Consider the following 12844-nt stretch of genomic DNA (forward strand, 5'->3'; position numbering starts at 1 on the left):
ATATCCAAAGGAAACGTTAATAAATGATAGCTATAAAGATACAACGTCAAAAAGATTTTATGGGCAAACTTCTGGCAAGCGAAGTATTCGATGCTTTTCTTGTCAATGAAGCTGCTATAGAAACCTTCAACACTTTCCATATCGATGGGAAGATACACAAGGATTTTTATAAATCCGATACCCAATCAGATGATATTCCTGTAAATGAATTTTCCTCCTGGAAGGAGCTTCGTCCCATTTGTCTCGATCTTATAAAAGGTAAAAGAACTCCTCTTGGACTTAAATTCATCTTCTATCTTGATGATTCTTCCAGAAAAGAACTGATAGCTGCAAACGGAAGTGATATTCTTCCTGAGCAGGTAAACCTTGGACTTAATATTAAATACTCAGGTGGTGAAATGGTTCTTACTACAGGAACTGCCTTCAATATTTTTACTCTTGATAAAGAAATAGAAAAAGCCTGGGATTCATATATCCCAAGCTTTCTTGACAAAAACAATATTGAATACGAACTCTTATAATTTACGTATTATATTTGGTAAGGATTGCAATGAGCTCATCATATTTGGGCTTAATCTGGTTGTACTTCTCCTCATAGCCTTCCATTGAGCCTGCTCTTAAGATTTCAGTAAGCTCACAAACAGGAGTAAGAAAGCCCTTAAGCCCCAAATTGGCTCCCACACCCTTAAGCGTATGAACAGCTTTAAAAGCCTCAGAAACATTCTCTTCTGCAAGATATTTAGTCAGATCATTCATGCTTTGGTCATTAAGGAACTTAAACATAAACTTGGCAATAAGGTCCTCATTGCCCATGAATCGGTCAAGTATCTCGTCCCAATCTACTCCCCATTCAATTAACTCTGCCTTGAAACTTGCGTCCATAGTTCTCCTTTTTGCCGAAAAGAATTTACGTATTTAAATACACAAATCAACTATTTAAAACAATTGTACACCTTTTACCCCTGCCCTTCAATCGGGGATAGGCCTATTTTATTTTTATTTTAGACTGTATTAAGTATCACTCTGCAGCAAGCTTCTCAGCCTGGTCTGCGGCAATCAGTGAATCGATGATCTCATCAAGGTCTCCGTCCATAATCTGGTCAATCTTGTAAAGGGTAAGATTGATTCTGTGATCTGTAACTCTTCCCTGATGGAAATTGTATGTTCTTATCTTATCAGAGCGGTCTCCGCTTCCAACCTGGGATTTTCTAAGTGCAGCTTCACTGTTGTGCTTCTTTTGCTCTTCAAGCTCATAAAGCTTAGCTCTTAAAACCTTAAGTGCCTTGGCCTTATTCTGCTGCTGACTCTTCTCATCCTGGCAGGAAATAACGATTCCTGTAGGAAGATGGGTAAGTCTAACAGCAGAGTCTGTTGTATTAACGCACTGTCCACCGTTACCTGACGCTCTGAACACATCAAATTTGCAGTCGTTCATGTCGATCTCAACTTCAACATCCTCAACCTCCGGCATTATCGCTACCGTGATAGCTGAAGTATGTATTCTTCCACCTGACTCTGTGGCAGGAATTCTCTGAACTCTGTGAACTCCACCCTCAAATTTAAGTCTTGAGTATGCCCCGGCACCCTTTATCATAAAGCTGACATCCTTGATACCGCCTATACCTGTGTCCTCGACACTCATAGTCTCAACACGCCAGTTCTTCCTCTCAGCATACCTTGTATAGAGTCTGTACATATCTGCCGCAAAAAGAGCTGCCTCTTCTCCGCCTACACCTGCACGTATCTCCACAATAACGTTCTTATCATCATTAGGGTCCTTAGGCAAAAGAAGTATCTTGAGCCGGTTCTCAAGCTCCGGTATCCTGTCCTTGGCTTCTGAAAGCTCTTCTCGAAGCATTTCCTTCATATCAGGATCTGATTCCTCATCCAAAAGCTGCAAACTATCATCGATTGTCTGCTTACACTTTTTATACTCCTGATAGCACTCTACTAAAGCCTCAAGGCTCTTTTGCTCCTTCATCAGATTTCTGAATTTATTCTGATCAGATACAACATAAGGATCATTAAGCTCCATTGTTATATCTTCATATCGCCTTAAAATATCTTCTATCTTATCAAACATAGCTTCCTCTATTCCTACTAAATTTCATGGTCAAAAGAACCGCTCAGCTAATAAAAGCACGCCCTTACCACCCTGTCATTTCCTGAATAGTCCTTTATTACCTCTATGTCGTGATATCTGTTATCCTGCTCTAAAAGCTCTTTTACAGCCTGTCCCTGATCATATCCTATTTCCATAATAAGATATCCGTTAGTATAAAGATACTCCGGAACCTCATTAACAATTCTCCTGTAAAAAGACAATCCGTCCTCATCACCATCAAGAGCAAGCCTTGGCTCAAAATCCTTAACTTCAGGAGCAAGGGTCTCAATTACACTACTTGCTATATAAGGAGGATTGGATACTACAAGGTCATATTTGATCCCATCCTTTGGCGGAAAAAGATCTGCATGAACAAATTCAGCTCTTTCCTTAAGGCCAAGCTTCTCACTATTTTCAGTAGCAATTTCTAAAGCTTTATCTGAAATATCTGTACAGACCACTTTAGTATCGTTGGTAAAGTTAAGGATACTTAAAGCTATGCATCCGGAACCTGTGCACAGATCAAGGACCCTCATTCCGTCCTCACAGTACCTCAAGGCTTCTTCTACAAGGGTTTCTGTGTCCTGTTCCGGAATAAGGACATTTTCATTAACTTTGAAATTAAGCCCCATAAAATCCTGGTTTCCAAGAATATAAGCTACAGGTTCACGACTTGCTCTCCTTGCTATAAGAGCCTTGTAACCTTTCTCCTCTTCCTCAGTAAGTTCCTTATCAGGATGGGCGTACAAAGTGCTGTGATTAGTATTACATATATATTCCAAAAGGAGCCGTGCATCCAGACCTGCGTCTGGAATTCCGACTCTGGAAAGTTCATTTATTCCGTTATCATAAGCTTCTTTATAATTCATAAAGTATCACCAAATAAGAATATCAGTTAGCAGATTCAAGCTCCTCAGTCTTTTCTTCATCATTGAGCCAGCTGTCATCTATCTCATATCCAAAAGAATCTTTAAGATAAGCTTTCCAATCAAATACTGCCTCAACAGACTTTATAGCAACTTCGATCATGCTATCGTCAGGTTCCTTAGTTGTCAGTTTCTGAAGCCAAAGTCCTGGAGCTGAGATCATTCTTACAAGGAAGAAATTATATCTCCCTGCTAATCTTATAAGTTCATAGGATATTCCTGAAATTACAGGAATAAGAAGGATTCTTACTACAATTCTCCATAAATAAGAGTCAACTCTTATAAAGAAAAACAGGATAATACTTACGAGCATTACAAATAATATAAAGCTGCTGCCACATCTTCTGTGAAGTCTTGAACTCTTTCTTACGTTTTTAACAGTAAGAGGTCTGCCCTTTTCAATGCAGTTGATGCATTTATGCTCAGCGCCATGATACATAAATAAGCGCTTAATATCTTTCATCTGAGAGATCAAAAGAATATACAGGATAAAGATAAGGATCCTGAGTACACCCTCTATAATAGCGACGAGAGATGTATTTCTGATGTACTTACTGATAACTTCCGAAAGTGCATATGGAAGGATCATGAAAAGACCTATGGCAAAAATGAAAGATATAGCCGTTGTAAGGATCATAAGAAATGTATCCTCATGACCTCCTGAAACCTGATCAATCCCCTCATCAAACTTAGATGGTTTTTCTTTTTCCTCTTCATAAAAAGTAGAAGAATAATTCAAAGATTTAAGTCCCAAAATAAGAGAGTCAATAAATACAAACACACCTCTGACAAATGGAATGTTTAAAAGTTTACTGCCGTATGCAATGCCATGGAACTCATCCACCTCAACAGCTATATCTCCGTCAGGCTTTCTGACCGCAACAGCATACATATCTTTATTTCTCATCATTACGCCTTCAAGAACAGCCTGTCCGCCAATACCTGAATAGTGTTTAACTTTTCTTTTCTTCATACTCACCTCGTCACGTAACTCTGCTTATTATTGAAAAAAGAGGCTGAGGCCAAAAGCCTCAACCTCTTAACTCTACACTTTTATGAATTACTGATTGTTCATGCCGTATTTCTTGTTGAACTTATCAATACGTCCACGAGCAGTTGTAGCCTTCTGCTGACCAGTATAGAATGGATGGCACTTTGAGCAGATTTCTACGTGAATCTCACTCTTTGTTGATCCAACTGTAAATGTGTTACCGCAGTTGCAAGTAACAGTTGCCTGATGGAATTCTGGCTGAATGTCCTGTCTCATCTCTTCTCACCTCTCTATATACAAAAAATCTTCATAATTAACTATAGTTACCGCTGCTTGCACAGCTATATCAATATAACATAATAAAGTTACTTTCGCAAGTACTTTTTTAATTTCTTTCTAACGCGCTGCATTGCATTATCTGTAGACTTAAGATCCCTGCCAAGTACAGCAGAAATCTGCTTTACACTCATCCCGGTTATGTACAGATCGAGTATCTGTCTCTCAAGAACACTTAACTCTTTATCGATAGCATCTTCAAGAGCCTTGACATTTTCCTGCTCTATTATGAGCTGCTCCGGAATCGAACTTGAATCAGACTCCAAAATACTTTCAATGGCTGCCGCACTGTTTTCATCATCTTCCCTGCTGGTATAGATGGAAATATAGGAATTAAGCGGTGCATGTTTTTTTCTGGCAGAGGATGCTATTGCCGAGTACATCTGTCTCGAAATACAAAGATCGGCAAAGGTCATAAAACTGGCATCTCTTCCAATATCATAGTCCCTGATTGCCTTAAAAAGACCTATCATGCCCTCCTGGATAAGATCATCCCTGTCAGCACCAAGAATATACATGGATCCGGCTTTTTTTCTGACAAGATTCTTATATTTGTTCATGACATAGTCTATGGCATCAGATTCGTTGTCATCATGAATTTTTAGTACTAACTGCTCATCAGTGTAGTCTTTATAATTCTTCATTTACTAAGTCTCTGTCTCACTATCTCAAAAGCAAGTACTCCGGTCGCAACTGAAGCATTAAGAGAATCAATATCGCCCTTCATAGGAATAGATGCGATCATATCACATTTTTCCCTTACAAGCCTTGATACGCCGCTGCCCTCATTACCTATAACAAGTCCGATCGGTCCCTTAAGATTAAGGTCATACATGGTCGTACCGCCCATATCAGCGCATACAAACCAAAGTCCCTTGTCCTTAAGCTCTTCGATGGTCTGAGCTATATTAGTAACCTTGGCAACAGGTGTGTAATTGATAGCACCTGCAGAAGCCTTTGCAACAGTTGCTGTAAGTGAGGCTGCTCTGTGCTTGGGAATGATAACTCCATGTGCTCCGGAAAGGTTAGCAGTTCTTATAATAGCGCCTAGATTGTGTGGATCCTCAATATTGTCCAAAATGATGATAAAAGGATCTTCACCCTTCTTTTTTGCTGCATCTAAAATATCATCGACTTCAGCATACTCATAGGCTGCCGCATAAGCGATCACACCCTGATGTTTGCCAGTTTCTGACAACTGATCCAGTCTTTCTTTTTTGACAAAAGAAATAACTGTATCCTTGTGTTTTTTTGCTTCGCGCAAAATGCTCTGAACCGGACCATCCTTGCATCCGTCAAGTACAAACAGTCTGTCTATTACTTTACCGGATCTAAAAGCCTCAAGGACGGCATTTCGGCCCTCGACGATTCTGCTCTCTAAATTTTCTTCCATATTTTTCCTCTTTATTTCAAGATATCAAGATCAGCTTTTTCAATCGCCAATCTAACAATTTCGCAGACTCTGTCCATATCTCCTTTGAGATAAAGAAATCCCATTACAGCTTCAAAGCCTGTGGCATCAAGGTACTCTATAGTTGACGCATTTTTAGCCTTGGTGTGTGGTTTTGAGTTGCGTCCTCTTCTATAGATCTCTTTTTCCTCTTCTGTAAGGTCATCCATTATAGTCCTTATAATAAGTGACTGAGTTTGGGCCTTAACAATGGAGCTTGCTCTGGAATGAAGCTTATTTACAGCTGTATTGCCTTGATTAACCAGTATAGAACGCACTATTACATCAAAAATAGCATCCCCTATATAGGCCAGCGTCAAAGGAGAAAAAGTTCTTATATCCTGCTCTTTTATTCCAAATTGTTCATTAAAATAATCATTTAACGAAGCTGCCATTTAACACCTTCCCTGGTATCCTTGATCTCAACACCCTTTTCAAGCAGTTCATTTCTGATAGCATCTGCAAGTTCAAAATTCTTTTCTTTTTTGGCCTGGCTGCGGCGCTCGATGGCATCAAGAACATATGCCTCAAGCTCAGGATCAACGCTTGTAGCTGATTCCTTCATGTTTTTAGCATGACCAATAAGATCAAGAGAAAGAACCTTATCAAAGTTCTTCACGATCGCAAGCTTTGTAGCATCATTAGTGTCAGCCTTCAATGCATCATAAAGAACTGTTATAGCCATTGAAGTATTAAGGTCTCCGCAGATAGCATCTGCAAAGCTGTCCTCAAACTTCTTAAGTACGCTTTCGTCAACTGCTCCCTCTTCCTTAAGCTCAGCAATTCTCTTAACCAGCTTGTCAAAAGCAACAGCTGTGCTGTCAAGTACCTCAAAAGAGAACTCTAAAGGCTTACGGTAATGTGACTGGAGGCAGAAGAATCTGTAAACCAGAGGATCATATCCTTTTTCTTTTAATACAGAAACAGTAAGAACCGCGCCTTTTGACTTACTCATCTTACCTGCTCTGTCATTTAAGTGATTGCTATGGAACCAGTATTTGCACCACTTATGGCCAAGATAGCTCTCTGACTGGGCAATTTCGTTTGTGTGGTGTGGGAAGATATTGTCCACGCCGCCGCAGTGAATATCAATATATTCTCCAAGGTGTTTCATTGAAATGCATGAGCACTCGATATGCCATCCTGGGTATCCAACTCCCCATGGGCTCTCCCATTTAAGAGCCTGGTCTTCAAACTTTGATTTTGTAAACCAGAGCACAAAGTCTGTCTTGTTCTTCTTGTTGACATCCTCTTCTACATCATCACGAACTCCGACCTGAAGCTGCTCTTTCTCAATATCTGAAGAAAAAACATAATAATCATCTAACTTGCTGGTATCAAAATATACGTTTCCACCTGCTACATATGCAAAGCCCTTCTCAAGGAGAACTTCAATCATATGAATAAACTCAGGAATGCAGTTTGTTGCAGGTTCCACAACATCAGGACGCTTATTGCCTACGGCGTCAAAATCTTTAAAGAAAGCATCTGTATAGAATTTTGCAATTTCCATTACTGTCTTGTGCTCTCTTTTTGCTCCTGCTAGCATCTTATCTTCGCCTGTATCAGCATCTGAAGAAAGGTGTCCTACATCTGTGATATTCATAACTCTTTTTACATCATATCCTGCATATTCAAGGGCTTTTATAAGCACGTCCTGCATGATATATGTTCTGATATTACCAATATGAGCGTAATGATATACAGTAGGTCCGCAGGTATACATTGATACCTTGCCTTCCTCTCTTGGTATGAAATCTTCAACTTTTCTTGATAAAGTATTATAAAAAGTAAATGAATGTGCCATCTTTTCTCTCCAATTATTCTCTCAATTTTTTGGGCATCCGGCGCAGCCTGCGCACTTTGCCCCACTGTCATATACAGTAGCTCCTTTTTCAAAAAAGCTACTGATCATACAGACTGCCTGAGAGGATATTCCTTCACCGGTTCCGGTAAATCCAAGTCCTTCCTCTGTTGTAGCTTTGACATTGACCTGAGAGATATCAATCCCAAGTGCATTTGCAATGTTTTCTCTCATAGTGTCTATATGTGGTCTCATTTTTGGAGCCTGAGCTATGATTGTAGCATCAATGTTCTCAATCATAAAGCACTTTTCTGAAAGCATCTCTCCAACTGTTTTTAAAAGAAATAATGAATCAGCTCCCTTATACTTAGGATCTGTGTCAGGGAAGTGCTTGCCAATATCTCCAAGGGCTGCCGCTCCAAGAAGCGCATCCATGATCGCATGCAAAAGTACATCCGCATCCGAATGACCAAGAAGCCCTTTAACATAAGGAATCTTTACTCCACCGATGATAAGGTCTCTATCTTCAACCAGGCGATGGACGTCATATCCCATTCCAACTCGCATGTTTATTACCTCGTTCTTTCTATCTATGAACTATATAATAATCTCAATGAAGAAATATTTCCACTACAAATGCTACAGCGCAGGCTGCACCTGCAACTGTGAGAAGGCTCTTTTTATTAAGAGCAAGTACAAGCGCAACTGCAAAGCCTATTACCGACGATAACACATAGTCTGTGGCATGAAGTATTGCAGGAAAAGTCATAGCTGCAAGTGTTGCATAGGGCACGTAGTGTAAAAAAGACTTAACAAAGTTACTCTTTATCTCTTTTCTGATAAGAGTCAAAGGCAGCGCTCTTATAAGATATGTCACAAGCGCCATAACTATGATATAGGAAAAAACATTATTCATGGCTTTCCTCCTTTACCGGCGCGATGATTGCAGCTAAAGCGGCAACAACAACAGTTACGATTATTATTCTAAAGCCCGATGAAATCTCTTTTAACAAAGGGGCATATGTAAATACTGTACTTAGTGTCATCGCTGATATTACAACATACATAACAGCCTTGCTGGTCCTGGTATCCGGAATGATGATCGCAACAAACATGCCATATATGGCAAGACCAAGACAGCTGATTATCCTTGAAGGCATTATTGCCCCTGCTGTAGCCCCAAGTCCTGTTCCCAGCACCCATCCAAAAACAGAAGTGACAATAAGGCCGTAGGAATACATAGGATAAAGCGTCCCTTGTTTTAATATGCTTACACCGAATATCTCGTCAGTTACTCCGTAGGATATTCCCATTCTGTGGAGCGTGCCAAGATGGGTATCAAGTTTTTGGGAAAGAGCCGTAGACATAAGACTGTAGCGCAGATTGATAACAATCTGAAGCATGATAAGCTCGATGTAACTGCCATTTCTGGCGATAACATCAAGGGCTGAAAACTGCCCTGCGCTTGTGACATTCAAAAGTGATGTCATAACTGCCTCAAGAACAGACATTCCAATTTTGGAACTCTCTATTCCAAAGGCAAAAGAAACTGCAATATAACCAAGACAGATTGGAATAGCATCCCTGCATCCATCCCTGAAATCCTTTATTGTTCCAGCACTCATTTTTTCATAATCCTCGTTATGTATATTCTAAGTAATCAAAAAACGCATCAAATGCAGTTTAAGCTCTCCAATATTTCTGCAGCTTTTGCCTCAGAAATACTCCCCTGTATCATTTTGGCATTTCCTCCGCCCTTTGCCCCGAAGTCTTCTCTTAGAACTTTGATCACTTCATTTAGATCTTTTTTCTTTTGACCGGATGAAAAGACAAACTTATAACCCTTCTCGTCAGTTCCTGCAAACACTCCGCAAAATCCATCATGGCTCTGTGAAAGCAAATTGACAATCTTTCTCATAGAGTTTCCATCCGTTGATTCATCTTTTACCAAAATGACATTCTCTTTATCAGAAGGAATCTCTTTAAGCTCATACTCTATAAGCTTTTCCTTTGTAGCCGAAAGCTCCCCTTTAAGATCTGCATTTTCAGATGAAAGTTTTTTTACAGAAGGAATTATGTTATCAAAAGACGTCGTAAACTGCCTTGAGAGCTCGTCCACGATCTGCTGCTGGCTTGTTATATACTCAAGCGCACGTTTTCCGCACAAAATATTGACTCTGACACCGCCCTTGTAATTCTGAAGGCCAGTAACTTTCAAAATTCCGATCTCACCGGTGTGCTCAACGTGAGGCGCACAACAGGCACAGACATCATAACCTTTGACTGTGACAATTCTGACATCACCCGATAGTTCTTTTTTACTTCTATAATTTAATGACTTAAGTGTCTGTTCATCCGGAAACTCGCATATAACAGGAACATTCTCCCAAATTGCCCTGTTTACCTTAAGTTCAATGTCCCTGATATTCTCCGAAGTAAGAAGACCGTTGTAATCCATAGTAACTTCAGTGTCGCTTAAATGAAATCCCACATTGTCATAACCATATTCCGATGCCACGATTCCTGAGAAAATATGCTCTCCCGTATGCTGCTGCATATTGGAAAATCTGTGAGCCCAGTCGATAACGCCATGAACATTTTCTCCTTCAGTTAAAGGCGTATCTACCACATGCCTTATCACAGCCATGGATTCATTTATATTTTCTTTCAGGTTTTCGCAAGAATCTGCAAGAGACTCATTTTTGATGGAGACGTGGTTCACATTATGCTCTGCTCCATTTTCATCGACTATAGTGCCTATATCAGAGCTCTGTCCGCCCTGCTCAGGGAAAAAAGCTGTTCTGTCAAGGATCACATCATATTTCCCGTCTTTTCTCTCCTTGCAGGAGATGACCGCCGCGTCAAACTCCTTTATATATGCACTTTCATAATATATTTCCACTATTTTTTCCATAGCCCCAATTTTAGCACATTAACGTGTAGAAATAAAGAGAAACGGCTGCCATTGTCCTGCCAGTTTTATCTTGAACATACAAATAAAGGCGTATACAATAATCATTGTTTTTCTAAAAAAGTGTTTTTAAAGGTGATAATAATGTTGGGGTTAATATTCTTTGGAATTCTTATATACATCATTGTACTTATAGTCAAGTATAACAAGCTTAAGGCCAACGCCTTCAGCAAAGAAGAGGTCAGAAAGGCTGCCCAGGAACAGGCTAAAAAAATAAAATATAAAGAGCCTGTGATTTCCTGCGACTACTGTGGCTGTGCTGTAGACACACGAAAGAATAAGGTCTGCCCTCACTGCGGCGCGCCCTATGATAAAGACGATGAATGGTCTGCAAGATTTAATGTCAGTGAACAGTTTATCGAAAAAAGTACTGAAAAAGTTATTTCCCAAAGAGAAAGAAAAGCTGAAATTGAAAGTAAAAAAGTACTTAAAAAGTTAAAGAAAACAATCTTTATTCTAGTTGGTACCCTTACAGGCATATTAGTACTCGGCCTTGCCATAAGTATAGCAGACACCCATTCCCGCTATCGCAAAAATGAAGAACTAAATGACAAACCCTATTATGAATTTGTTCCTGCTGACTATGCAGCCTGCGGCGACGGAATTATCTATGATGATGGAAAAGTAAAGGTAACAGTGAATGGCTTTTACTATACAGAGGATGGCTCCGAAATTGTCAAAGTAGGACTTTTAGTAGAAAACACTTTGGATAAAGCTATAAAGCTCAGCCTTTCCTGTAATTCCATAAATGGCATCGCCACATCAAACGATTACATTTATATGTATGATTCTTTTAAGAAAAAAAGCACCACCCAGATATATGAGGATATGTACTATATTACAGACAGCCTCATAACAGAAATGGTATTTAATGATATCGCTGTAAGATCTGAGGATTATAATTACAGAAAGATCATGTCGCAGCCGGTTACCATAAGCACATCAGCAGACACAAAAAGACTCAGCAATCCTACAGACGAAGAAATAAATGCTTCGACTCTCGTCTACTCAAATGAGCAGGCAGATATCTACGCCTATACCAAGGAAGATGACAAAGACGGCTTCTATCTGTACATCAAGAATAAAAGCGAAAGCGGATTATATCTGGAAAAAGTAGATCTTAATATTGATGGAGAAATCACATCCTCTTACGGACTCTACAAAGACTACCTGCCATCCAATTACCTGTATGTATCACGCCTTATTCATTCAGACGATAGCACAATCGAAGATCTGACCGGCAAAAAAGTCTTCTTCACACTTTCAGTATCTTGTAAAGAGAACCCTTCATACGACTTCTCGACAGAATACTTAGATATAAGCGATCTTTTTAAGCAGTAAAATCCTCCAAAACAAGAGTACTCTAGTAACAGATTGTAAAATGTCACTTTGTATATGCGTAAGTGACTTCTCTAATTCTCTAAAAATTTTAGATTGCGGCTGCGTACGCCACCATTGACTGAACCTGAGGAAAACGCCTTGTCAGCTTTGTCGACGGTGAGGATGATGGGAACAGTAGATTTTCTCGCACCGTCGGATTCAGCATTGTAGCGTTTTCCCCAGAACCCGTCAATGGCAAGCACCTTGCGGTGTGGCTGGTTACAAGAGCCTCGGGTTCTGACTCCGAGAACAGTAGGGATGGCTACTTTAAGGTGCTTCGGCCTCCGAATTCAGGAACTGCTGGGAGATAATTTAAGGTGCCTCGCGCACCGAAATCAAAAACAACAGAAGTGGCGACATTCAAGCATGCGTAGTGCTAGGAACAGTAGATGTTGATACTTCTAGAACGTATAAGGCTTTATTCCCTCGGCTCCCAATGTTATGAGAGCGAGCTGCTGTTTTGGGCATATAGCTCGTTTTCAATAGCTCAGCCACCTGCAATTAAACCGGTTTTGGGCTCATAGCCTGATTTCAGGCTTTCAGCCACCCCTCATATGGATTTCATCGCAGACGACTGGGCATATACGACAATTATCCGTCCACAGCCACCCTTTTAACGGGTGGCCAAAGGCTTGAAATCAGCCTATATGCCCATTTGAGTGCTCGTGAGGGTGGCTGGCCTCGCAAAAAGCTGCTATATGCCCAAAATAGTAAGAATCAGAGGTGGCTGGAAGCTTTACAAAGCGCTATATGCCCAAAACGATATTTTTTCTATTATATAGATTGTTATACGGACGGAATGATTAGGTCAAGTCCTAAATGTGGTGTAAAATGATTTCCTGATTTAAAAGTAGTGGCTGTGTTCGCCATCCTTGACGTCCA

General features: G+C 40.1%; 15 protein-coding genes. 2 read left to right on the forward strand and 13 right to left on the reverse strand.

Features of this window, described 5'->3' with window-relative positions:
* Positions 1-23: 23 nt before the first annotated feature.
* Positions 24-521, forward strand: a complete 498-nt coding sequence (locus E7303_RS13930; protein WP_292145992.1) for a DUF5721 family protein — start codon at positions 24-26, stop codon at positions 519-521.
* A gap of 1 nt (position 522) precedes the next feature.
* Here the strand turns inward: E7303_RS13930 and E7303_RS13935 are convergent, their stop codons facing one another.
* The 13 genes from E7303_RS13935 to E7303_RS13995 form a co-directional block, all read right to left on the reverse strand.
* Positions 523-882, reverse strand: a complete 360-nt coding sequence (locus E7303_RS13935) for an Hpt domain-containing protein (RefSeq protein ID WP_292145993.1) — start codon at positions 880-882, stop codon at positions 523-525.
* Positions 883-1018: 136 nt separating this feature from the next.
* Complete coding sequence (gene prfA / locus E7303_RS13940; RefSeq protein ID WP_292145994.1) at positions 1019-2083, reverse strand: peptide chain release factor 1; 1065 nt, start codon at positions 2081-2083, stop codon at positions 1019-1021.
* A 47-nt stretch (positions 2084-2130) separates the two neighbouring features.
* The gene (gene prmC / locus E7303_RS13945; protein WP_292145995.1) at positions 2131-2973 is read right to left on the reverse strand and encodes a peptide chain release factor N(5)-glutamine methyltransferase; all 843 of its coding nucleotides are present in this window, start codon (positions 2971-2973) and stop codon (positions 2131-2133) included.
* A gap of 22 nt (positions 2974-2995) precedes the next feature.
* Positions 2996-4003, reverse strand: coding sequence for a DUF1385 domain-containing protein (locus E7303_RS13950; protein ID WP_292145996.1), 1008 nt, complete (start codon positions 4001-4003; stop codon positions 2996-2998).
* 87 nt (positions 4004-4090) lie between these two features.
* Positions 4091-4297 (reverse strand): 50S ribosomal protein L31, encoded by a 207-nt coding sequence (rpmE, locus tag E7303_RS13955; protein WP_022774079.1) that lies wholly within the window; start codon positions 4295-4297, stop codon positions 4091-4093.
* An 89-nt stretch (positions 4298-4386) separates the two neighbouring features.
* Positions 4387-5001 carry an RNA polymerase sporulation sigma factor SigH gene (gene sigH, locus E7303_RS13960; protein ID WP_292145997.1) on the reverse strand — a complete coding sequence of 205 codons (615 nt, stop codon included), beginning with the start codon at positions 4999-5001 and terminating at the stop codon, positions 4387-4389.
* Positions 4998-5750, reverse strand: a complete 753-nt coding sequence (rlmB, locus tag E7303_RS13965) for a 23S rRNA (guanosine(2251)-2'-O)-methyltransferase RlmB (protein WP_292145999.1) — start codon at positions 5748-5750, stop codon at positions 4998-5000. Before rlmB ends, sigH begins: the two co-directional genes overlap by 4 nt.
* Positions 5751-5761: 11 nt before the next feature.
* On the reverse strand, positions 5762-6202 hold the full coding sequence (locus E7303_RS13970; protein WP_292146000.1) for a Mini-ribonuclease 3: 441 nt from the start codon (positions 6200-6202) through the stop codon (positions 5762-5764).
* Entirely contained in the window at positions 6187-7614 is a 1428-nt protein-coding gene (cysS, locus tag E7303_RS13975) for a cysteine--tRNA ligase (protein WP_292146001.1), read from the reverse strand. The genes E7303_RS13970 and cysS overlap by 16 nt, the downstream gene beginning before the upstream one ends.
* Positions 7615-7635: 21 nt before the next feature.
* On the reverse strand, positions 7636-8178 hold the full coding sequence (ispF, locus tag E7303_RS13980; RefSeq protein ID WP_292146002.1) for a 2-C-methyl-D-erythritol 2,4-cyclodiphosphate synthase: 543 nt from the start codon (positions 8176-8178) through the stop codon (positions 7636-7638).
* 43 nt (positions 8179-8221) lie between these two features.
* Positions 8222-8527 carry an AzlD domain-containing protein gene (locus tag E7303_RS13985; RefSeq protein WP_292146003.1) on the reverse strand — a complete coding sequence of 102 codons (306 nt, stop codon included), beginning with the start codon at positions 8525-8527 and terminating at the stop codon, positions 8222-8224.
* The gene (locus tag E7303_RS13990; protein ID WP_292146004.1) at positions 8520-9236 is read right to left on the reverse strand and encodes an AzlC family ABC transporter permease; all 717 of its coding nucleotides are present in this window, start codon (positions 9234-9236) and stop codon (positions 8520-8522) included. The genes E7303_RS13985 and E7303_RS13990 overlap by 8 nt, the downstream gene beginning before the upstream one ends.
* A 47-nt stretch (positions 9237-9283) precedes the next feature.
* On the reverse strand, positions 9284-10525 hold the full coding sequence (locus tag E7303_RS13995; protein WP_292146005.1) for an alanyl-tRNA editing protein: 1242 nt from the start codon (positions 10523-10525) through the stop codon (positions 9284-9286).
* A 141-nt stretch (positions 10526-10666) separates the two neighbouring features.
* On the opposite strand from E7303_RS13995, the gene E7303_RS14000 reads away from it, so the two are divergent.
* A complete protein-coding gene (locus E7303_RS14000) occupies positions 10667-11923 on the forward strand; it encodes a hypothetical protein (protein ID WP_292146007.1) in 1257 nt (418 codons plus the stop codon).
* Positions 11924-12844: the final 921 nt, after the last annotated feature.

This window comes from Butyrivibrio sp. (assembly GCF_015056685.1).
GTDB lineage: Bacteria > Bacillota > Clostridia > Lachnospirales > Lachnospiraceae > Butyrivibrio.